This is a genomic window from Variovorax ginsengisoli (genome assembly GCF_030486595.1).
GTDB classification, from domain to species: domain Bacteria; phylum Pseudomonadota; class Gammaproteobacteria; order Burkholderiales; family Burkholderiaceae_C; genus Variovorax; species Variovorax ginsengisoli_B.
The window spans coordinates 53,698-75,472 of the sequence record NZ_JAUJZH010000009.1 but is presented as its reverse complement, the minus strand read 5'-3'; the positions used below and the strand labels follow the sequence as shown (position 1 = coordinate 75,472).

18 protein-coding genes and 1 pseudogene are annotated in these 21,775 nt (G+C 69.0%); 9 read left to right on the top strand and 10 right to left on the bottom strand.

The window, feature by feature from the left end; all coding sequences use genetic code 11:
• The first annotated feature begins 7 nt into the window (after positions 1-7).
• From QZH52_RS14380 to QZH52_RS14370, 3 genes are read left to right on the top strand one after another with little or no spacing between them, the layout of a single operon-like run.
• Positions 8-1,504, top strand: coding sequence for an efflux transporter outer membrane subunit (locus QZH52_RS14380; RefSeq protein WP_301810135.1), 1,497 nt, complete (start codon positions 8-10; stop codon positions 1,502-1,504).
• 52 nt (positions 1,505-1,556) lie between these two features.
• Positions 1,557-2,474: a 1-acyl-sn-glycerol-3-phosphate acyltransferase gene (locus tag QZH52_RS14375; RefSeq protein ID WP_301810133.1), complete on the top strand. Its 918-nt coding sequence runs from the start codon at positions 1,557-1,559 to the stop codon at positions 2,472-2,474.
• The gene (locus QZH52_RS14370; RefSeq protein WP_301810130.1) at positions 2,471-2,869 is read left to right on the top strand and encodes a YkvA family protein; all 399 of its coding nucleotides are present in this window, start codon (positions 2,471-2,473) and stop codon (positions 2,867-2,869) included. The genes QZH52_RS14375 and QZH52_RS14370 overlap by 4 nt, the downstream gene beginning before the upstream one ends.
• Positions 2,870-2,933: 64 nt before the next feature.
• Here QZH52_RS14370 and QZH52_RS14365 read toward each other — a convergent pair whose 3' ends face one another.
• The 3 genes from QZH52_RS14365 to QZH52_RS14355 all read right to left on the bottom strand — a co-directional run bounded on the left by QZH52_RS14365 (position 2,934) and on the right by QZH52_RS14355 (position 9,817).
• Positions 2,934-8,192 carry a non-ribosomal peptide synthetase gene (locus QZH52_RS14365; protein ID WP_301810127.1) on the bottom strand — a complete coding sequence of 1,753 codons (5,259 nt, stop codon included), beginning with the start codon at positions 8,190-8,192 and terminating at the stop codon, positions 2,934-2,936.
• 207 nt (positions 8,193-8,399) lie between these two features.
• On the bottom strand, positions 8,400-9,005 hold the full coding sequence (locus QZH52_RS14360; protein WP_301810123.1) for a class I SAM-dependent methyltransferase: 606 nt from the start codon (positions 9,003-9,005) through the stop codon (positions 8,400-8,402).
• A 71-nt stretch (positions 9,006-9,076) separates the two neighbouring features.
• A complete protein-coding gene (locus tag QZH52_RS14355) occupies positions 9,077-9,817 on the bottom strand; it encodes a sterol desaturase family protein (protein ID WP_301810119.1) in 741 nt (246 codons plus the stop codon).
• 557 nt (positions 9,818-10,374) lie between these two features.
• Between QZH52_RS14355 and QZH52_RS14350 the strand changes: the two genes are divergently transcribed.
• Positions 10,375-10,749 (top strand): response regulator transcription factor, encoded by a 375-nt coding sequence (locus tag QZH52_RS14350; RefSeq protein ID WP_301810118.1) that lies wholly within the window; start codon positions 10,375-10,377, stop codon positions 10,747-10,749.
• Between the two features lie 88 nt (positions 10,750-10,837).
• The gene (locus QZH52_RS14345) at positions 10,838-12,130 is read left to right on the top strand and encodes a DUF3422 family protein (RefSeq protein ID WP_301810114.1); all 1,293 of its coding nucleotides are present in this window, start codon (positions 10,838-10,840) and stop codon (positions 12,128-12,130) included.
• Positions 12,131-12,148: 18 nt separating this feature from the next.
• Here QZH52_RS14345 and QZH52_RS14340 read toward each other — a convergent pair whose 3' ends face one another.
• Both QZH52_RS14340 and otnK read right to left on the bottom strand, forming a co-directional pair.
• Positions 12,149-12,820, bottom strand: a complete 672-nt coding sequence (locus tag QZH52_RS14340; RefSeq protein ID WP_286530981.1) for a class II aldolase/adducin family protein — start codon at positions 12,818-12,820, stop codon at positions 12,149-12,151.
• Positions 12,817-14,100 carry a 3-oxo-tetronate kinase gene (otnK, locus tag QZH52_RS14335; protein ID WP_301810109.1) on the bottom strand — a complete coding sequence of 428 codons (1,284 nt, stop codon included), beginning with the start codon at positions 14,098-14,100 and terminating at the stop codon, positions 12,817-12,819. The genes QZH52_RS14340 and otnK overlap by 4 nt, the downstream gene beginning before the upstream one ends.
• 129 nt (positions 14,101-14,229) lie before the next feature.
• Between otnK and QZH52_RS14330 the strand changes: the two genes are divergently transcribed.
• The 4 genes and pseudogenes from QZH52_RS14330 (at position 14,230) to QZH52_RS14315 (ending at position 17,253) form a co-directional block, all read left to right on the top strand.
• Positions 14,230-14,493 carry a hypothetical protein gene (locus QZH52_RS14330; protein ID WP_301810107.1) on the top strand — a complete coding sequence of 88 codons (264 nt, stop codon included), beginning with the start codon at positions 14,230-14,232 and terminating at the stop codon, positions 14,491-14,493.
• A pseudogene (locus QZH52_RS14325) lies at positions 14,490-15,171 on the top strand (VIT1/CCC1 transporter family protein). The gene QZH52_RS14330 and the pseudogene QZH52_RS14325 overlap by 4 nt, the downstream one beginning before the upstream one ends.
• A 58-nt stretch (positions 15,172-15,229) precedes the next feature.
• The gene (locus tag QZH52_RS14320) at positions 15,230-15,901 is read left to right on the top strand and encodes a response regulator (protein ID WP_301810103.1); all 672 of its coding nucleotides are present in this window, start codon (positions 15,230-15,232) and stop codon (positions 15,899-15,901) included.
• Entirely contained in the window at positions 15,898-17,253 is a 1,356-nt protein-coding gene (locus tag QZH52_RS14315; protein ID WP_301810100.1) for an ATP-binding protein, read from the top strand. The genes QZH52_RS14320 and QZH52_RS14315 overlap by 4 nt, the downstream gene beginning before the upstream one ends.
• Positions 17,254-17,274: 21 nt before the next feature.
• Here the strand turns inward: QZH52_RS14315 and QZH52_RS14310 are convergent, their stop codons facing one another.
• The 5 genes from QZH52_RS14310 to QZH52_RS14290 are packed head-to-tail and all read right to left on the bottom strand — an operon-like array spanning position 17,275 to position 21,691.
• Positions 17,275-17,967 carry a tetratricopeptide repeat protein gene (locus QZH52_RS14310; protein ID WP_436411584.1) on the bottom strand — a complete coding sequence of 231 codons (693 nt, stop codon included), beginning with the start codon at positions 17,965-17,967 and terminating at the stop codon, positions 17,275-17,277.
• Positions 17,968-17,987: 20 nt separating this feature from the next.
• Entirely contained in the window at positions 17,988-18,872 is an 885-nt protein-coding gene (locus QZH52_RS14305) for an SDR family oxidoreductase (RefSeq protein WP_301810097.1), read from the bottom strand.
• Positions 18,869-19,573, bottom strand: a complete 705-nt coding sequence (locus QZH52_RS14300) for an iron-containing redox enzyme family protein (protein ID WP_301810095.1) — start codon at positions 19,571-19,573, stop codon at positions 18,869-18,871. The genes QZH52_RS14305 and QZH52_RS14300 overlap by 4 nt, the downstream gene beginning before the upstream one ends.
• Positions 19,574-19,601: 28 nt before the next feature.
• Positions 19,602-21,050 carry an AMP-binding protein gene (locus tag QZH52_RS14295; protein WP_301810092.1) on the bottom strand — a complete coding sequence of 483 codons (1,449 nt, stop codon included), beginning with the start codon at positions 21,048-21,050 and terminating at the stop codon, positions 19,602-19,604.
• Positions 21,047-21,691, bottom strand: a complete 645-nt coding sequence (locus QZH52_RS14290; RefSeq protein WP_436411583.1) for a thermostable hemolysin — start codon at positions 21,689-21,691, stop codon at positions 21,047-21,049. The genes QZH52_RS14295 and QZH52_RS14290 overlap by 4 nt, the downstream gene beginning before the upstream one ends.
• Positions 21,692-21,775 lie beyond the last annotated feature (84 nt).

Here is a 21,775-nt window from a genome sequence, read left to right as displayed (position 1 = left end):
CATCGACATGACGCGCTCTCTTCGCTCCCCGTACTGCGCGGCCTGGCTGGCGGCGCTGGCGCTGGCCGGTTGTGCGGTCGGCCCCGACTTCAAGCCCGAGACGCCCGCGGCGCCGCCGAGCTTCGCCGCCTGGCACGGCGGCTCGCCGGCGCTGATCCCGCCGCAGGCGCGCACGGACACGCCGCCGCCCGCCGGCTGGACGATGTTCGGCGACCCGGTGCTCGATGCGCTGGAGGCGCGCGCGCTGGCCGCCAACGCCGACCTGCAGACCGCCGCGCTGCGCTTCCTGCAGAGCCGCGCACAGCGCAGCGTCGTCGAATCGCAGAAAGCCCCGCAGATCAACGCCGGCGCCGGCGTGAGCCGGCTGCGCCAGAGCGAGAACGGCGAGACCCGGCGGCTGCTCGACGCCATCAATCCGCCCAACCAGGAACAACTGATCCAGGTGCTGAGCGAGCCGCACTACTTCTACCAGGCCGGCTTCGATGCCTCATGGGAGCTCGACCTCTGGGGCCGCATTCGGCGCGCGGTCGAATCCGCGGACGCCAACGTCAGCGCCTCGCAGGCCCTGCTCGCCCAGGTGCAGCTCAGCGTGCAGGCCGAGGTCGCGCGCCGCTACTTCGAGCTGCGTGCGGCGCAGCACCAGATCAAGATCGCCCGCGACGACATCGCCGCCTCCGAGGAGACCCTGGAACTGGTCAAGGCCCGCGCCGACGGCGGCCTGACGACCGACCTCGACGTGACGCGCCAGAGCGCGCAGGCGGCCGATCTGCGGGCGCGCCTGCCGCAGCTACTGGCCCAGGAAGCGCTGGCCGTCAACCAGATCACGCTGCTGCTCGGCGACCGGCCCGGTGCGCTGCAGTCGCAGCTCGCGGCCCCGTCCGATGCGGCCGCTGCCACCGCCCTGCCCGACCTTTCGCTGGGCCTGCCTTCGGAGATGGCACTGCGCCGGCCCGACATCCAGGTCGCCCAGGCGCAGCTGCACGCCGCCACCGCCAACATCGGCGTGGCGGTGGCCGACCTGTACCCGCGCATCACCATCGGCGCGGGTTTCGGCTTCCAGTCGGTGGATGGCGACAGCTTCGCCGACTGGGGCAGCCGGCAATGGTCCATCGGTCCCAGCCTGCAGATGCCGATCTTCGACGGCGGCCGCCGCCGCGCCACCGTGACCCTGCGCGAGCTGCAGCAGCAGGAAGCGGCAGTGAGCTATCAGCAGACCGTGTTGAAGGCCTGGCACGAGATCGACGATGCCCTGAGCGCCTACACGGCCGAGCGGCTGCGCAACGTGCAGCTCGCCGAGCGCGAACGCAGCAGCCGCGACGCGCTCCAGCTGGCCCGGGTGCGCTACGACCACGGCCTGACCGACTTCCTGGTGCAGCTCGACGCCCAGCGCACCTGGCTGCAGGCACAGCGCGAGTACACCGAGAGCACGAGCCGGCTGGCGCTGGGGCTGGTGGCGGTGTCGAAGGCGCTCGGCGGCGCCGGCGAACTGGCGACGAAGTCCTGACCCGCCCGGCGCAGCCGCCGGTCGGTCCGGCATGTGCGTACGATGTAGTCAGATGACCGCCGCCTCGTCGCCATGGGTCGAGACCCTGACCGAACTCAACATCCTCGACCTGCTGGATGCGATCGGCCTGTCGCGCCTGCGCGGCACACCGTTGCGCCACCTGTTGCGGCCCGCGGCCCGCCGCTTCGCGCGGACCGCGCACGAGTTCGACACCCGGGTCGGCGACCATGGCCTCGCGCAGGGCAGCGCCTGGCTGATGGACCGGATGACCGCCGGCCTCGTCACCTCGGGGCTGGAACATGTTCCGACGCAAGGCCCCGTGGTCATCCTGGCGAACCACCCGGGAATGACCGACACGGTCGCACTCTTCACCAGTCTCGCGTGCCGTCCCGACCTGCGGGTGATCGCTGCGGATCGGCCATTTCTTCGCGCCCTGCCGAACGTCGCGCGGCAGCTGATCTTCCTGCCGGATGATGAAGATGGCGGGCGGATGGCCGTCGTTCGGGCCGCCGCCCGGCATTTGCACGAAGGCGGCGCCCTGCTGACCTTCCCGGCCGGAGAGATCGAGCCCGACCCCGCCACCTTCGGTGCGCAGCGGGCCACGGCGTCGTTGCGGAACTGGTCCGGCAGCTATGCCCTGTTCGCCCGGCTGGCACCGGCCACGCGGTTCGTGCCCGCGCTGGTCAGCCATGTCATCTCGCCGGCCGCCCAGCGGCATCCGCTCACGCGGCTGCGCCGCACGGCACGCGACAAGGAAAAGCTCGCCGCGGCACTGCAGGTGGCGCTGCCGCGCTACCGGGGCTTGGTCGCCAGGGTCAGCTTCGGCCATCCGGCGAGCGCAGGAGCGGACCAGGCGCAGGCGCTCGGCGCGGCCATCACGGCGCGGATGCGCCAGCTCATCGACGCTGAAGTGCCCGACGACCGCACAGGCTACAGTCGGCCAAGACCCCAGACACGCTGGCGCCCATGAGAATCAGTGCCGACCTGAAGACCTGGGCCAAGCGAATCAAACGCGACGGCGTGACGCTTTGGTTTGCAGGCAAGAATCCTCGAACGCCCTGGTACGCGAAGGCGTTGGGCATTTTCGTGGTGGCCTATGCGCTGAGCCCCATCGACCTGATTCCAGACTTCGTCCCCGTGCTGGGCTACGTCGATGATGTCCTGCTGCTTCCCGGCCTGATCTGGTTGGCCATCTGGCTGCTGCCACCTGAGGTCCTGGCGGAATGCCGCAGCCAAGCAGATCGGTGGATGCAGACGCAGGGTTCGAAGCCAAGCAGTCCGGCCGGCGCGGTCCTCATCGTGATCCTGTGGCTGGCCGTGGGCCTGGCGGTTTGGTTCTGGTTCGAGTGCAGCTTCTGCGATTGAAGGTTGCCGATCCGTTCGTACTCAGTCATGGGAGCACTGTCGCGCCCACAGCCCAAGGTCGGCGCTACTTCGCCATCTGTTCGAAGCCGCGCAGGGCGGCTTCGCCAGCGTCGAGGTTCTCTTCGCGGGCCAGCTGCCCCAGCGTCTCGTAGACGAAGCGTGGCGGCTGGATCCGCCAGCCATGGCGCTCGCGAATGGTCATCACCGCGCGCATCGCCAGCAGCGAATGACCTCCCAGGTCGAAGAAGTTGTCGCGCAGGTCGACGGTGTCGACCCCGAGCAGTTCGCACCAGACCTCGGCGATGGCGCACTCGACAGGCGTGCTCGGAGCCGCACGCTCGGCGTGGTTGGCCGGCCTCGGGTCGACCCGAGGCGGCGGCAACGCATTCCGGTCGATCTTGCCATTGGGCAGCAGCGGCAGGCCGTCGAGCGTCACGAAGTGCTGCGGCAGCATGTACTCGGGCAGGTGAGTGCGCAGATGGTCGCGCAGCACGGTCGGGTCGGGCGCCTCGCCGCGCGCGACGATGTAGGCCACCAGCCGCACGTCGTCCTCGCTCTGCGAATGGGTTGCGACAACGGCTTCGGCCACCGCCGCATGGTCGTGCAGTGCAGCCTCGATCTCGCCCAGCTCGATGCGCAGGCCGCGCAGCTTCACCTGCCGGTCGAGCCGTCCAAGGTGCTCCAGCCAGCCGTCATGGCGCCAGCGACCCAGGTCGCCGGTGCGGTAGTAGCGCGCGCCCGGCTCCTGGCTGTCGAGGTCGGGCGGGAACCGGTCGGCAGTGAGTTCATCGCGACGGTGGTAGCCGAGCGACACGCCCGCGCCGCCGATGCAAAGCTCGCCGGGTACGCCGATCGGGCACAGCTGGCCGCCGGCGTCGCGCACCTGGATGTCGGTGTTGTCGATGGGCCGGCCGATGGAAATCCCCTCGCGCGGCGCCGTCACGCGCCACACGCTCGACCACACGGTGGTCTCCGTGGGCCCGTACATGTTCCAGAGTTCGACCCCGCTGTCGAGCAACTGCCCGGCCAGCGCGGCCGGCAGCGCCTCGCCGCCGACCAGCGCCTTGAAGTGCGGCACCCCGTCAGGGCGATGCCAGCCGGCACCGAGCAGCATGCGCCAGAGCGTCGGCGTGGCCTGCATGACGGTGGCGCGCTCGCGCGCGATCAGGGCCCGCAGCGAATGCGGGTCGTGCACCTGCGCCGCGCCGGCCAGCACGACGCGCGCGCCGACGGCCAGCGGCAGCAGCAACTCTAGGACCGCGATGTCGAAGGAAAGCGTCGTGACCGCGACGAGGCGATCGTGCGCGTCGAGTCCCGGCTCCCGGGCCATGCTCGCCAGGAAGTTCACGACCGCACGGTGCGGCACGGCCACGCCCTTGGGCTGGCCGGTCGAGCCCGAGGTGTAGATCAGGTAGGCCGGGTCCAGCGGACCGGCATCCTGCGACGCATCGGGCGCGAGCGCCTCGCCCTGCTCCGGCGCCAGGTTGCGGTCGATGTCGAGCGCCAGCACCGGCACCCCGGCGGAGGCGAGCCACTCTGCCGGCACGCCGCGCGTGACGAGTGCCGACAGGCCGGCGTCTGCGGCCATGAAACGCAGGCGCTCCTCCGGAAACCCCGGGTCGAGCGGCACATAGGCCGCGCCCGACTTGAGCACGCCCAGCAGCGCCACCAACAGGCTGGCATCGCGGGCGACACCCAGGCCCACGCGGTGGCCCCGGCCGATGCCGCGAGCGCGCAGCGAGCGCGCAAGGGCATTGCCGCGGGCTTCGAGTTCGCCGAACGAGAGCACGGCGCCCCGCGCGTCGACCACCGCCACCGCGTCGTCGGCGACCGCTCGGGCCACACTCAGGTACCGATGTACCACCTGGGCCGCGGGCAACGGACGCTGCGTGGCGTTCCAGCCGCTGCGCAGGACGGCCTGCTGGGCCGGCGAGACGATCGGGATCTGCGACAGCGGCAGCGACGGCGTGGCGAGCAGCCGCTCGACCAGCGCGAGGTAGTTCTCGAGCATGCGCTCGACGGTGGCATGCGCGTAGAGGTCGGTGGAGTACTCGAAGTGCACCCGGTGCGTGAACTCGGTGTCGATGTGCACCGACAGGTCGAACTGCGCTGTGGCGCGGTCGAAGGGGAATTCCTCCACCTCCAGGCCGGCATGGTCGAGCCGGCCGAGCGGCGCGTTCAGCACGTTGAAGAGCACGCGCACCAGTCCCTCGGCGTGCACGGCGCGATCGTGGCCGAGCGACTCGACCAGCTCGTCGAAGGGCGCTTCCTGATGCGCATAGGCTTCGATGGCGGTGGCGCGCACGCGCTGCACGAGCGTGTCGAAGCTCGGGTCGCCACCGAGGTCGGTGCGCATCACCAGCGTATTGACCAGCGTGCCGACCAGGTGCTCGGCTGCGAAGCGGTGGCGGTTGGCGACCGGCGTGCCCACGGCGATGTCGGTGCTGCGCGCCTGGCGCGCGAGCATCAGCTTGAAGGCCGCGAGCAGCACGACGAAGGGCGTGGCCGAAACCCGGGCGCCGTACGCGCGGATGGCGGTGCGCAGGCCGACGGGCACCATGGCGGAAACCCGTGCGCCGTGGAAGCTGGGGCGCAGCGGCCGCACGAAGTCGGTCGGCAGGTCGAGCGGCGGCAGGTGCGCAAGCCGCCCGCGCCAGTAGTCCATCTGCGGCCGGCGCTGCGCCACCGACGCGGGGCTGCGCTGCCACGCGGCGTAGTCGGCGTACTCGATCGGGACCGGATCCAGCGCGTGCGCCCGGCCTTCCTTCCACGCCGCATAGGAGGCAAACGCCTCGCGCATCAGCACGGCGAAGGACCAGTTGTCGGCGATGGCATGGTGCATCACCCACAGCAGCACGTGGTCGCTCGCGCCCAGCTGCAGTACCGTGGCATGGTGCAGCGGTGCGCGGTCGAGTGCGAAGGGCCTGTCCAGCCGCTCGGCCAGCAGCGCGCGGGCGCGTGCCAGCCGGTCGGGGCATGCAGCCAGGTCGATCCGTTCGATCGGCGCATTCGCCGTCGGTTCGATGAGCTGCATCGGCTCGACACCGTTGTGCACGAGGCGCGTGCGCAGGCTTTCGTGGCGCTCGACCATGAAGTCGAACGCGCGCTGCAGCAGCGCCACATCGAGCGCACCGCGGATGCGCAGCGAGACCGCGACGTTGTAGGCCGTGGAAGCCGGATCGAACTGCTGGATGACCCACATGCGCCGCTGCGACAGCGACACCGGCAGCGGCGCGCCACGCGGCATGCGCGCAATGGCCACAGGCACGACCGGCGCGACTCCGCCATGCTCGGCCTGCAGGCGTGTGACATGGTCGGCGAGCGCCGCCACGCTGGTGTGGTCGAACAACGCGGCGAGCGGCAGCTCGACCCCGAGCTGCTGGCTCACGCGCGAGGCCACCTGCGCCATCAGAAGCGACGTGCCACCCAACTCGAAGAAGTTCTCATGCACGCCGAAGGCGGTGGTGTCGAGCACCTCGCGCCAGATCTCCCAGACCTCCTGTTCGGCGGCGGCGCGCGGCATCAAGTGCATCGTCGTCGCGAGTCGCTCGTCGGCCGTGTCGTCGGCGCCTGACGGCGCCGCTTCCCGTGCAAAGACCGCCTGGACGTCGAGCGTTCCGTCAAGGTAGCGCTGCCGAATGGCGCGCCGCTGGATCTTGCCGCTGGAGCTGCGCTGCAGCGAGCCGGAGCGCACCAGCACCACCGCCTCGACCGGCAGGCCGTGCGCCTCGCCGATGGCACGGCGCACCGCAGCCGCTGCGGCCTGCGCGGCATCGTCGCCGGTTCGGCGCTCGGTCTCGAGCGCCAGCACCAGCGCCTCGCCGTCGGGCGTCTCGACCGAGAAGGCGGCACCGTAGCCAGGCCGCAGCGCCGGGTGCGCATGCTCGGCCGTCCACTCGATGTCTTGCGGGTAGTGGTTGCCGCCGTGGACGATCACCAGGTCCTTCAGCCGGCCCGTGACGAAGAGTTCGCCGTCGGCCATGAAACCGAGGTCGCCGGTGCGCAGGAAAGGCCCGTCGACATCGGCCAGGCGCGCGCCGAAGCCGGCTTCGGTCAGCTCCGGCTGGCGCCAATAGCCCTGGCCGACGCTGGGCGACTGCACCCAGATCTCGCCCACCGCGTCGGGCGCTGCCACGACGCCGGTCGCCGGGTCGACGATGCTCAGCGTGGTATGCATGAGCGGCAGGCCGCAACCCACCATGCGGACGGCCGCGGCGCCGTCGCGCCGCGCCGGCAGGACGCGGTCCTGCTGGAGCGCCTGGGCGTCGAGCGCCATCATGCGCGGCGGCCGGTGGGTCGCCGACAAGGTGACTCCCAGCACCGTCTCGGCCATGCCGTAGGCGGGCATGAAGGCTTCGGGACGCAGGCCGGCGGCACCGAACACGTCGAGAACACGCTCGATCGCATCGGCACGCAGCGGTTCGGCGCCGCAGCTGAGCGACACCAGCGACGAAAGATCACTGGCCAGCGGCGCACCGGCGAGCGCCCGCAGACAGGCCACGTACGCCGACATCGGCGCCCCGGTGTGCGTGATGCGCAGGGCGTCGACGGCTTCGAGCCACCTGAGCGGTCGGCGCAGGAAGGTCAGCGGCGACATCAGCCAGCTGGTGGCGCCGGCATGGAAGGGCACCAGCAGCCCGCAGACCAGCCCATAGTCGTGGAAGTGCGGCAGCCAGGTCAGCGTGCGGGAATGGGTGTCGAGTTGGCCCGCCACGTGGAGCGCCAGCACGTTGGCCAGCGCCTGCCCATGGCTGATGCGCACGCCACGTGGTGCAAGCGTCGATCCCGAGGTGTACTGGAGGTAGGCCAATGCGTCGGCGTCGACGAACGGCAACTGGCCAGGCATGCCGGGTTCGACCGTCTCGAGTTCGGCCGACGAGATCCATCGCGCCGCAGTGAACAGGGACGGCTCGAGCGCCTGGCGCGCGCTGTCGAGCAGGTCGGCTGCGGTCCATACCAGCGCGGCGCCGGTGTCCTCGAGGATGCCGCGCAGTCTCGGCGCCGAACGCAGCAGCCGCACCGGGTCGGGGGCCGGAACCGGCACCGCGACGCAACCACAGAGCACGCAGGCCCAGAACGCACGCACGAAATCGAGACCCGGCGGCAGGGCCAGCAGGACGCGCTCTCCCGGCCGGGCGAGCGCACCCAGACGGGCGGCCAGGCGGTGGCAGTCGATCGACAGATCCCCATAGCTCGACTGTTCAGCGGGGGACAGGTCATCCTTCAGGAAGACGAAGGCGAGACGGTCTGAGTGTTCGGTACAGCGCGACTCGAAAACAGCGGTCAGGGAGTTCGGGAGCACGAGGCCTACATCATGGTTCATGGTCGACTGGGGGCCAGCGGCGTGCCGCCGGGCAGCGAATCTCTTGCGTCGACCTGCGGGGAGCAGGCAGCGGATGGGGCAAGCCCGGTGGTGACGGAATCATTGTCCACAATAGTCAGCGCGATTCTTGTCATTGGGCCGCCCTCGCAGCGGGGCTTCAAGACGGCGGGCGCCGGCTTCCCGCGTAGGCCGTTGCCCAATGACCGGTCATTCCACCGCACATTCCAGCGAAAAGAGCGGCACATCGGCCCGTCGGCTGAGCCATAGGCCGCCGCCCAAGCCCTTGAACTTCCTCGACAGCCCCTGCCGGTACAGCTCTGCGCGGTGCCGAAAGAGGAGCGGGTCTGTGAGGTCTTCGTCGACGATGTCATTTTCGTAGTCCTCCAGCGTCACCGCCTCCACGTAGAGCGCGCCATGGCTCAACGTCCCGAGATTGCGCAAGGCACGCTTGAGGTCGACAGGACTCAGATAGGCCAGAACGCCCTGGCAGATGACGAAGTCAAATGGCGCCTGAGCCTGGTAGTCGACGATCGAGCCGCGTTCCCAGCCGTAGCGAGCGCACAGGTATTCGCTGATCTCGACGCCTTGATAGGTCGCCTGCGGAAAGTGACGGGCCACGATATCCCGCCACAGCCCAACGCCGCAACCGACGTCCAGCACGCGTTGGACAGGGACGCGCAGGTACTTCAGGTAGGCGCTCACGAAGGCACCCAACCGTTCGACGTGCCGCGGGTCGGCTACCTTGGTCTTCTTGTCGAAATAGTAGCGCGCGTAATAGGACTCATCAAAGGTGGCGGCATCAGCGGATTCCATGCGTGCATCCTACCTGTACGCGCTTTCGCGCTTTAGAGCTTCGTGCTGGTGTGCCCGGTCGACAACACTTGCTAGAGACCGATGGCAAGCCTCGCGACGGGAACCTTCTCACCGATGCCAAACCTCAGCGAGTCGGGAGACAGGTCTTTCGGGCTGGTGAATGTTCGGAACATCCTGTCCCATATCGAGAGCAGAACGCCGAAGTTGCTTCCGTAGTGCAACGGGTCGTCGCTGTGGTGAATGTGATGGCTTTGCGGCGTGACCAGTATCCAGTCGAGGCCGCGCAGGCGCCAGGTCACGTTCAGGTGCATCCAGCCGTTGGTCGTCGCATAGAAGAAGAACAGCGCATTGGCCAGCCAGAATGGAGACACGCCGAGAATCGGACTGGCAAAAATATAGGGAAGATTGAATATCGCTTGCTGGAGGATGGAGGTTCTGCTGCCGGCCAGCCAGTACATGTGGGTTGGCGAATGGTGCCAGCGGTGCACCCGCCAGAGAGGCTTGAGGTGCACCAGCCTGTGCATCCAGTAGGCGCCAAAATCAGCGACCAACAGGTAGAGCACCAGACGCACCGGCAGTGGCCAGGAGCCGATTGCTGCGGGCCAAGGGCCATAGATGCCGGTCCAGCCATTCAGGTAGCCTGCTGCCTGTCGCACTACGAGCGCGAAGAAGAGGACCGCAGTCAAGTCCGCGAGCAGGACCTTGCGCCATTCGATCCGTCGTGCACCCCAGCGCCACTCGATCCAACCGAATATCGCGACCTGAAACAAGAACAGCAGGCAGAGGAAAATGAGCTGCCGCAAGGTAATCATGGATTGACGCCACTGATGTTGAATTGAGTCACGCCGGCAACGGCAAAAGGAAGCCTCAATGGTGAACGATGAGGAAGTGTTGAAGCCATAGCATGCCCGTCTGCGGCGCCGGCCGAGAACGCCGGAGCCAGGCGCGGCGGGTCATTTTGAGGAATCCTTCACGGTCTGCGTCGACGGCGCCAAATGCATCCAGACGCCCCTGCACTCTGCAGCGACCGCGGCGGCCTCGGAGGGGTCCCCGTGGGCAACCGTCAGGTGCGGAACCATCCCTTCGTGTTTGCGACCCGATGATATTCACCGGCAGTGCGCCGGAAGGTCCGGTTGTGGCCGTTCTGCCACAGCCTCCCCCCCGATGGCACGAGCCGGGCCGCGCCACCTGTTGCCGCGGAAGGAACCTCATCAAAACTGTGGAGGAGACACGTCAGGCTCGGGCTGCGATGCACCAAGGACCAATGTCGCCGCATTCGGATTTCGGCTAACTTGACAACGCTTCGAGCAACAAGAATGCGCCCGGTCTGAGCAACCGGGCGCCCAGCACGGCCTTCGAGGGGGAAGAGGTGAGCCAGCCCACAGTGTTTGTCATCGACGACGATGCGGCTTGTCGCGACTCCGTTCGCGAACTCGTCAGCGCGGCCGGACTCGCGGTCGCGGCCTTCGGTTCAGCGGTCGAATTCCTGGCCGCCTTCGACCCCACCTGGCAGGGTTGCCTGGTCCTCGACCTGCACATGCGCCAAATGGACGGTCGCGCGCTGCAGCAGCGGCTGCGCCAGCTGGGCATTGACATACCGATCGTGTTCATCAGCGGCAGCGTCGACATCCCGACGGCGGTCCAGGCCATCAGAGATGGCGCCGTGGATTTTCTGCAGAAGCCCTATCCCGAGAACAAGTTGCTGGATGCCGTCTACAAGGCACTCCGCCGGACCTCCTCCTGATCGTGAGGGCAGAGCGGCGCGCCTCGGCATGACGCACAGGCATTAAGCTCGCAGCTCTGCGCATCGCCAGGTCTCGAGCTCGTCGCCCATGCCATCCAACAGCCGCGTCATTCAGCACCCGCAACGCGTGGAGCTGCACAACGAAGTCCATGCCCGGCCGCCGGAAGCGCTGACCGGCGCCCTGGGCATCGCGCATATCGTGATGCTGGCGGATGCGCAGCAGCGGGCGCAGAGCCGCGCCCATCTTGCGAGCCTTCTGCGCGACCATCATCTGGCGCCCCCTGACGTCGCCACCACGCACCTGCGGGTCGAGTTCGGATCGGTCCGGCTGCGCTGGGAGCTGCACACGGAGTTCGTCACCTGGACCTTCACGGTGCCCGGACCCGCCGAAGCGCAGCATCCTCGCCAGCCGGCCAGTGCGATCGGTGCCGTGCCGCAGGACTGGCTCCACGGGCTTCCCGGGCAGTGCCTCTGCAGCCTCGATCTCTGGGTATTCCGGGGACGTGGAAGCGCTGGCGACGCCCGCGTCGCGGACTTGCTCAACGAGCAGACGCTGGTGGGTTCCAGCGTGGCGGGCGAGCAGGCGCAGGTGTTCACGGACTTCGCCATCCACGCGGACGGCTCGTCCCGCATCCTGCTTTTCGCCGACGCGCTCCAGCCGCGCCGGCTCGGACGGCTGGTGCAGCGGATCCTCGAGATCGAGACGTATCGGATGGCAGCCCTGCTCGGCTTGCCGGCGGCGCGGCAAGCGGGCGAGGCGCTGGGCAGCGCGGAGGGCGAGCTGGCGGCGCTCGCGCAAGCCATCCGCAGCGCCGAGCGTGACGCGGAACCGGCCCTGCTGGACCGGCTCACGCGCCTGGCCGGCGAGGTCGAGAGCCAGCATGCGGCCACGCATTCGAGACTTTCCGCCAGCAGCGCCTATTTCGAGTTGCTCGACCAGCGCATCGTCCAGATTGCCGAAGCCAGGCTGGACGGACTCCAGAGCATCGCCGAGTTCATGGAGCGGCGCCTGACGCCGGCGCGCAAGACCTGCGAATGGGCGGTCCGGCGGCAGGACTCGCTGTCCCAGCGGGTCTCCAGGATGAGCAATCTGTTGCGCACCAGGGTAGAGATCGAGCAGCAGCAAAGCAGCCAGGCCCTGCTCGAAGCCCTGAACCGCCGGCAGGACCTTCAACTGAAGTTGCAGGCCACCGTCGAAGGACTCTCGGTGGCCGCCATCACCTATTACATCGTCGGCCTGGTCAGCTACCTGGCCAAGGGCGCCCAGAAGATCGGATGGCCGCTGTCACCTGAAACAACGGCCGCACTGGCGATTCCCGTCGTGGCGCTGAGCATCTGGTGGTCGTTGCGGCGCCTTCATCGGAAGATGTTCGTCCACTAGCGACGCGTCGCGGACCGGCTACCAGCGGGCACCGAAGCTGCGCCGCAGTTCGTTGATCTCGGCCTCGCCGAGCGGTTTCGGCGGATCGCCCCCCGCGCGCGCAAGCGCCCAGAGCCGCGCCGTTTCCTCGAGTTCCTCGAGCACCGCCATCGCCGCGGCCGGCGTGTCTTGCCAGACGTTGGGGCCGAGCCGCTCGAGCATCACGGCACGAATCGGCGTGCCCGCGGCGCCGTAGCGCTCGATCGCCTCGGCCACTTGTGCCGCAGCCTCGGGCGCGCCGGGACGGTGGTAGCGGATCACCGGCACGCGGCCGACCTTCATCACGAAATAGGGCGTCAGTGCCGGCAGCAGCTCGCCACCGGTCTCGCGCAGCGTGAGCGCCACGCAATGGGTGCTGTGGGTATGGATCACGCAGCGCGTGCCGGCATCGAAGGCGCTGGCGGCGCCATAGATGCGGGCGTGCAGCGCCATGGTCTTGCTGGCCCGGTCGCCGTGGGTCTGGCGCAGGCTGCCGTCAAGCCGCGCCAGCCTGGCCGGATCGAGGAAGCCGAGGCAGGCATCGGTCGGCGTGATCAGGAAGCCATCGTCGAGCCGCACGCTGATGTTGCCGGCCGTGGCGTGCACGTAGCCTCGCTCGAACAGGCTGCGGCCGACGCGGCAGATTTCGTCGCGGGCGCGGTGTTCGTTCATCGCAGCGCGCCGAAGGCCTTGGAAAAGAAATCGTCGCTGCCGAAGTTGCCCGACTTCAGCGCGATGTGCAGGCCCGCCCCCCCGGCCGCCGCGCTCGCCGCGTGGCACCAGGGCACGCCGGGGTCGATCTGGCCGCCGATCTGGAGCTGTGCGATGCCGAGCGCCTGCACGCAGGCGCCGGAGGTCTCGCCGCCCGCCACCACCAGTTGCCGCACGCCGCGCTCGACCAGGCCACGCGCGATCGCGGCGAGCGCGCGTTCGACCATGGCGCCGGCCTCCTCGACACCCAGGCGTCCCTGGACCGACTTCACGGCCGAAGGCTCGGCGGTGGAATAGATCAGCACCGGCCCCTCCGGCAGCAGCGGCGCGGCCCAGGCCAGCGCCTGGCCGACCGCGTCGCCGCCGGCCGCGAGCTGCAGCGGATCGAGCGCCAGCGCCGGCCGGCCGGCGGCGACGAAGTCGGCCACCTGCCGGTTGGTCGCCAGTGAACAGCTGCCGGACACCACGGCCCGAAGGCCGCCGGCCGCCGGCAGCGCACTGGCGGTCGACGACGGCGCGATGCCGAAGTTGGCCGGCAAGCCGATCGCCACGCCCGAGCCGGCGGTCACCAGCGGCATCGCGGCCAAGGCGGGGCCGAGGCGCAGCAGGTCGTCGTTGGAGACCGCGTCGACGATCGCGATGGCGACACCCTCGCTGCGCAGCTGCGCGATGCGCGCACCGACGGCCTCGGCACCCTGCGCGACCGCCACGTGATCGATCAGGCCGACCTTGCGCCGGGTCTGGGCCTGCAGCACCCGCACCAGATTGGCATCGGTCATCGGCGTCAGCGGGTGGTTCTGCATGCCGCTCTCGTCGAGCAGCACGTCGCCCACGAACAGATAGCCCTTGAAGACGGTACGCTTGTTGTCCGGGAAGGCCGGCGTGGCGATCGTGAAGTCGCATTGAAGCGCATCCATCAGCGCCTCGGTGACCGGCCCGATGTTGCCGGCGGGCGTGCTGTCGAAGGTGGAGCAGTACTTGAAGTAGATCTGCCGCGCGCCCTGCGCCTGCAGCCAACGCAGCGCGTCCAGCGATTGCGCCACAGCTTCCGCCGGCGGGATGGTGCGCGACTTCAGCGCCACCACCACGGCGTCGACGTCGGCCGCGAGCGGCGCCTGCGGCACGCCGATGGTCTGGACCACGCGCATGCCCGCGCGCACCAGGTTGTTGGCGAGGTCGGTAGCGCCAGTGAAGTCGTCGGCGATGCAGCCGAGCACGATGGAGGGGGCCTGGGCGGTCATCCGGCTAGTTTAATGACAGGCCGCCGCCGCGAGGTCGACCCGCTGGCGTGCCTCTCCTTAACGTAAAACAAATCTCCGGCAGAGATCATCCGGCCGTCGCAGCTGTCGGGCTGCGAGGTCGACTTTTCCATGGAGAAGGCCATGAATACAACCGAGGGCTCGGGCAATGCCCCGCAGGCGTCCAGGTTTGCCGGCGCGCTGATGGTGGCGGTCATGCTGGTCCTGGCCGCAGGCGTTGTCGCGCTCGAATTCGGCTTCTACCAGGCGTTTGACGACAACCGGCTCAAGCTGGATGCATCGGCCGCCAGTTCGGCCCTGGATCTCTTCGCGCCGAATGGCGCCGAAGACGACGCGCAAAAGTCCCCCTCTGCGACAGCGCCCCCAGTCCGATGAAAAGACCTTGGCGACACCATGCCGAACGCCATCGCACCACGCGCACAGGTTGGCTGCGCGCCGCCGTTCTCGGCGCCAACGACGGCATCGTTTCCACGTCCAGCCTGATCATCGGCGTCGCTGCCGCGGACGCGACGCACGGCAGCGTGCTGATCACCGGTGTCGCCGGGCTGGTGGCCGGGGCGATGTCGATGGCCGCCGGGGAGTACGTTTCTGTGCATTCGCAGTCCGACACCGAGCGCGCGGACCTGTCGCGAGAGCGTACCGAACTCGAACATGATCCGGCCATCTATGTCGGGCGCAGGCTTCACCATGCGCTGGCTCGGCAAGTCGCCCGAACAGCTGATGGCCCACGGCGCCCTCGGCGCCCCTGCGCGTGACGAGCTGGGCATTCTTGACGCGACCAGCGCTCGGCGCTTGCAGGCGGCTGTGGCGTCGGCCGCGAGCTTCACGTTGGGCGCTGCACTGCCGCTGGTCGTTGCCGCGGTGGCCAATCCGGGACGGCTGATGCCCTGGGTGGCGAGCCTGTTGGTTGCATTCCTGGCATTGCTGGGTGCCGTCGCGGCGCGGGCCGGAGGCGCCAGCATGCCGATCGGCGCCTGGCGCGTGACCTTCTGGGGAGCGCTTGTGATGGGGGTGACCGCGGCGGTGGGAGCGCTGGTCGGCACGGCCGTCTGATGCGGTGTCTTCGCATAATGGCGGTGAGCTGCCGGGTTTGGCGGCACGGAGTTCTTCCATGCGTGTGTTGATCGTCGAGGACGATGTCCTTTTGGGCGACGCGCTGGCCGCCGGCCTCCGGCAACTCGGCCACGCGGTCGACTGGTTCGGCAACGGGTCCGACGCCGACATGGCACTCTCGGGCGCGCCGTTCGATGCGGTGGTGCTCGACCTCGGCCTGCCGGCCGGCGATGGCATGGTGTGGCTGGAGCACTGGCGCGGCCGCGGCGTCAAGCTGCCGATCCTGATCCTTACCGCCCGCGACGGCATCGAGCAGCGCATCGCCGGACTCGATGCGGGTGCCGACGACTACCTCGTCAAGCCGATCACGATCGACGAGTTGGCCGCCCGCCTGCGAGCGCTGTTCCGGCGCGCCGCGGGCCAGGCACAAGCCGTGTGGCAGCAGGGCGACCTCGAGTACGACCCGGCCAGCAAGGTGGTGCGCTGGAAAGGCAAGCAGGTCGACCTCACCGGACGCGAACTGGCGGTGCTCGAGGCCTTGCTGAACCAGTCGCAGCGCGTGCTCTCGAAGGCCCACCTGCGCGAGAAGCTCTACGACTGGAGCGGTGCCGAGCCGGAAAGCAATTCACTCGAGGTGCACATTCACCACCTGCGGCGCAAGATCGATCCGGGCATCATCCGGACCGTGCGCGGCGTCGGCTACGCACTTGGTTCGGGCGAGTCTTCATGAGCCTCCAGCGCCGCCTTCTCATCTACTTGCTGGTCTGCGCGCCTTTGGTGTGGTTCGTGGGGCTGTACTTCTCCATCAGCCGCGCCCGCCATGAAGTCAACGAGCTCTTCGACACCGAACTGATCAGGCTCGCCCGGCAAATCCAATCGACGCTGGGCACCAACTACCCCCGCACACCCGCGCCGCTGCCGCCGGCCCCCGGCGAGGGCAGCAGGGAGGCCGGGGCATCCGACGTGCGCGACCTCGCGGTGGCGGTCTGGGACACCCAGGGCCGCCTGATGATCTCCGACCGCGAAGGCGCCGAACTGCCGCACCGCGCCGACGCCAGTGGCTTCGTCGACCAGGAGATCAACGGCCGGGCCTGGCGTGTGTATTACCTGCAGTCCTTCGACGGCCGATGGCTGGTCGCGGCCGGTCAGGGCGCCTACGAACGCGACGAACTCGTGTATAGCCTTACGCTCTCCCAGGTGGTGCCGTGGGTGTTGCTGCTGCCCATCCTTCTCGGCGTGATGGCCTGGGCGGTGCGCCGCGCCCTGTCGCCGATGCACCAGCTCACGGCCGAACTTGCGGGCCGCAAGGCCGAGGACCTGCGGCCGGTGCCAGGCGATCGCGCGCCAGCCGAGTTGAAGCCGCTGCTGGGCGCCATGAACGGGCTTTTCGCACGCATCGAACAGCTGTTGGTCCGCGAGCGCCGCTTCACGGCGGACGCAGCCCACGAAATGCGCACGCCGCTGGCGGTCCTGCGCGCGCAATGGGACGTGGTGCGCCGCTCCGGCAGCACCGCCGAGCGCGCGGAGGCGGAGGCGAAGCTGGGGGTCGGCCTGGATCGCATGGGGCGGCTGGTCACGCAGATGCTGTCGCTGTCACGCGTCGAATCGGGCGTGCAGCCGTCGCTCGCGACCGAAGTTGAATGGCCCCAGATCGTCGAGCAGGCCATGAGCGACTGTCTGGCGCTGGCCGAGCGCCGCCGCATCGAGCTGGCCTGCGACTGGCCCCCGCGCGGCATCCATCCCCTGCCGCTGCTGGGCGACGAGCACCTGCTCACGGTGATGCTGCGCAACCTGCTGGACAACGCCGTTCGCTATGCGCCGACGGGCACGACCGTGCTGCTTCGCTTCAGCGGCGAGCACCTCGAGATCGAGAACGAGGGGTCACCGCTGTCGCCCGAGCAATTGATGCGCCTCGGAGAGCGCTTCTACCGTCCCGACGGCCAACATGAGGGCGGCAGCGGGCTGGGCATCTCGATCGTCCGGCGCATCGCTGAACTGCACGGACTCGAGTTGATCCTCGGCACCGGCCCGAACGGCCAGGGCGTCAAGATGACGCTGCAGTTCGAGGCCGCCTGCCGCTGAGGCTGCGGCGCCGCGGCTTGCCTACTTGGCCTTGATCTTCTCCATCAAGGCGCGGGCCTCCTCGCGCCGGCCGCTGTCCGCCACTTGCCGACCGGGCCTGGGAGGCGCCTCGAGCGCGCGTTCGAGATAGGGCAAGGCCTGCTCCGGCTGTTTGACCTCCACCAGGTACTCGGCGTAGAAGAAATTCGGATCGATGCCTTTCGGGTTGATCGACAGCGCCTTCTGCAGCAACTCGTTGGCCTTGGCCTTGTCGCCGAAACCCACCGGCCAGCCCGGCACCTTGTAGTAGAGAACACCCAGGCTGTTGTAGGCCGAGCCGTCGAGCACTTTGCCATTGATCGCGATGGCCGCCTCGTAGAGGTCCTTGGCCTGCTTCACCAGCCCGAGGGCGCCGAGTCCGCCCTTCTCACCCGCCCAGGAACTCACGATGATGCCCTCCCAGACCAGCGGCTCCGCGTGGTCGGGATAGGCTTCGCTCACCTTCCGCGCCTTGGCGGCCAATGCCTCGAAACGCTTCTCACGCTCGGACTGCGGGGTCTGGTAGCGAATCACCTCCCAATCGTGCTGCAGTTCGGCGACCGCCCCGTCGGCGCCAGCGGCCCGCGCCGCCTTCGGCATCAGTGCGGTGACCGGGACGAGTGCAGCGAGGGCGATCAGCCATCGACGCCTGGGGGCATGGCGCCTCGCAGCCTGATGGAAAGCGGGTCGGCTCATCATCTGTGGTCCTTCGTTGTTCAAAGCGTGCTGTTCTTCAGCGAGTGGCTGTCGTCGACGGAGATGGTGCCCTCGATGTCCTTGCAATCCAGGGTCGGCGGCCGCGGCGCCCCGGCCGGCGGCAGGCTGCGGCGATGCTTGTCGAACGCGCCATCGAGCAGGGTAGGCGCCAGGCCATTGAGGCGCACGGCCAGCTTTTCGGGAAAACCCAGGAAGCGCTCAGGTGCGCCGCTCTCCAGCAATTCGATCAATGCGCTGGCGACGACCTCCGGCCTGTCCATCGCCGTGCCCGTGGCGTCGTTGTAGCTTTGCACCGCCGCGCTGTTGAAGGCGGTGCGGGTGCTGCGCGCCCCCAGGTACTGCACCCCCACGCGGGTATCGCCGAGTTCCCGGCGCAGCGATTCTGCAAAGCCGCGCAGGCCGAACTTGCTCGCGCTGTACACGCTGAAGCCCGGAAGGCCGAGTCGCCCCAGCACCGAGCCGAGACAAATGATCCGGGCATGGGGAAGGCTGCGAAGATGCGGCAGCACCGCCTGGGTCAGCAGCATCGGCACCAGCAGGTTGAGGTGCAGGACCTGGCCCATCTCCGCCGCGCTGAAGGATTCGAGCCGGCCGAATGCCGGCACACCCGCCCCATGCACCACCACGTTGCAAGCCCAGCCTGCGGCCACGTCGGCGATGCCGCCGAGGCTCGCGACACGCGCCAAGTCTGCGGCGTACCACTCTATTTGCAGCCGCGGCACGTTGCACTCGCGCATCAGCGTGCGGGCCTGCGCGGAGAGCCGCGCAGGCGAGCGGCCCACCAGCATCACCGACGCGCCGGCTTTTACAAGTTGCATGGCAAGTGCCTGGCCGATGCCACCGCCGGCGCCTGTCAGCAGGACCCGCGCGTCTCTGGGTTTCACGCGCCCTCCCCCCGTGCCACCCCCGCCGAGGATACGGCGAACCCATTCGTCTTCGGCAGCGGCAGGCTTCGAAAGACATCGCCATACAGCCGGAAGAAGGCGCGCGCCGCATGCACGATGTCGGCCTGGTCCCGGGTGTCCTCGATCCGATCCATCAACAGCGCGAAATGCGCCGTGTGTACCTGGTCCAGCGTGCCGTGCGAGCGCAAGTAGCTGAAGGCGGAATCGGGCAGCCCGAGCGGCTTCTGGATCTGGTCGGCCGCCATCAGGGCCAGCGACACGCTGGTTCCCTCGAGCACGTAGACCATGCCGAAAAAGCCGAGCGGATTGCGTCGCGCGATGGTGTCGTAGGCATAGGCGACCATGACCTCGGTGGCGTGGCCCGGCAGGCCGTCCCGGACCGCCTCGGCGTCGCCGCCACAGGCGCGGATATCGTCGAGGATCCACTCGTCGTGACCTCGCTCCTCCTCGATGTACTCGTCCAGAGGTTCGCGCAGCCAGTCGTTGCGCGCCGGCAGCGCTGCCTTGCAGGCACCCAGCAACGGTACGGTGTGACGCACGTGGTGATAGGCCTCGCGCAAGAAGGCCAGGTAGCTGGGCAGGGACACTTCGCCGCGCAGGCAGCCCTGGATGATGGGCGTGGCGAGCAGCCCCATGCGGGCGTCGGCGGTCTGTTCGACGAGTCGGGCGTGGAAGCTCATGGGGACTCCGGGTGATGTCGGATGGGTGTCAGGTCGCGGGGAAGCCGAGGGCGTCCATGTGGCGCTGCAGGATGGCCGCGCGCTGAGGCCGGCCATTGGCCGTCGCCAGGCCGGACTCGGAATTGAAGTCGGCACGCGCGCGAGCCCAGCGCGACACGCGGGCGTAGTCGGGCAGCGTGGCGTTGGCGGCATCCACCGCCGCCTGCAATTCCGCATCGTCGGCGTCGGGCCGGACCGGCCAGAGCACCGCGCTGAGCGCTGGTTGTCCGTCGCCAAAGACCACGGCCTGGGCCACGGTGTCTTCGCTGCGGAGCGCGGTCTCGACCCACTCGGGCGAGACGTTGCGACCGAACCCGGTGATCAGCAGGTTCTTCTTGCGTCCGCGGATATGCAGGAAGCCATCGGCATCGATCTCGCCGAGGTCACCCGTGGGCCACCATGATGGCGGCGGCGCGATGGGATCGCCCAGGTAGCCGCCGAACAAGGCCCCGCCGACCTCGACCTCGCCATCCGCCGCCAGGCGCAATCGAGCGTGCGGCAAGGCGCGGCCGGCGCTGCCGGGTCGGTCGGCGCCCGGCAGATTGAGAGTCTGCACCGAGGCCCCTTCGGAAAGGCCGTAGCCTTCGTAGGCTGGAATGCCCAACGCCCGTGCCGCCAGGATCAGCTTGACACCCACCGCCGCGCCGCCCACGGCGACGAGCTTGAGCGAATCCGGCGCGCGCTGACTGCTCTGCGCGAGATAGCCGGTCCAGATCCGAAGCATCTGCGGCAGCAGGATGATGCTGTGAGGCCGCTGCGCCATCACGACCGCATGGAAGCGGGCCGCATCGAAGCTCGACGAGCCACTGAGGCCCAACTTCTGAACTGGCAGCGTCAGGCAGGTCGCGCCTCGCAACAACGGCGCCATCAGGCCTGCGATGTTCTCGAGCAGCACGGCGAAGGGCAGCGCACACAGGTGGCGGCGAATGTCGAGGGGCTCCATTGCCTGCACCAGCCCCCGGGCCACCTCGCGCATGGCCTCGGCATCGAGGCACACGCCTTTGGGCGCGCCAGTCGTGCCGGAGGTGAAGGTGATCTTGGCCGTGCGCTCGGGCATCGGCGGTGCGGCCGCCGAAAGACGCAGCATCGACAGCGGTTGCCCGGCGATCGTGCACTCCGAAGTTGGTGCCTGTGGCCAGCGGGCCGCAATGGCCGGCAGCGCGAGCAAGGTGTCGACGCCGGCGGCGCCCAGGGCATGACTGATCTGCTCGGGCGAGAAGAACACCGGCAGCGGAACATGGACCACGCCGGCCCGGGTGGCCGCCAGGTCTGCGATCACCCAGGCCGGCGAGTTGTCCAGCAGAGTGGCGAAGACTCGCGTGCCCTGCGCCTGGAGGCGGCCCGCCAGCCGCGCCTCTTCCTTGTCCAGTTCGGCGTAGGTCCAGCGGCGCTGTCCGTCGTCGAGCGCCACAGTGCCGGCCTCGGCGTCATTCCTCATTCGCTGACTCCCGAGGCCTTCGACCGAAGCCCGCCGTGGCGCCGCAGAGCGCGACTGAGCTGCCCCGCCAGCACCACAGGCCGGTGGTCGTAGTAGCTGCCCCAATGGCCTGCTTCGTCGCCCAGCGCCGCCGGATCGGCGGCACCCAGCGTCAAAGGCACGATGCCGAGCCGCAGCAGCATCCTGCGCAACTCCTGCGTGACGGTACCGACCACCCATTCGAAACCTTCGCTGGCCAGGTGAGGCGCCAGCAGCTGGACAAGGCGTCGACCCTCGCCGCTGCGGCCAGCCGCGAGATGGCCGACTTCGGCGATGCGCTCGCGCGCGGGCCGCACGTCGGCGTGCATGGTGAGCAGCGTGTCGACAGGCGCGGGGAGATAGCGCTCGAGGAAAAGCGGGGCGGTGGCGGCATTGCGGTAGCCGGCGGCCGCGAGCAGCTCGCCGCCTTCGCGCAGCCCGACGAGCATCGGGGCGAAGTGCGGCACTTGCGCGCCGTAGCGGCGCGCAAACACATCGCGGATGAAATCCTCCACCGCGCCCCGCTGCGGATCTGCGGGTCCGTGGGCCGTGAGCGTGTATGCAGACGGGGCAAGGAGCCCGCCAGGCAAGGAGTCCGCGTGCGCGCGTGACGACAAAGACATGAACATGCACTTCCTCGGAACGCCCGCAGCAAACGGCGGGCGGGTTCATGGAGTGGATGGTTGCGGGTGGGGATTAACGGCAGA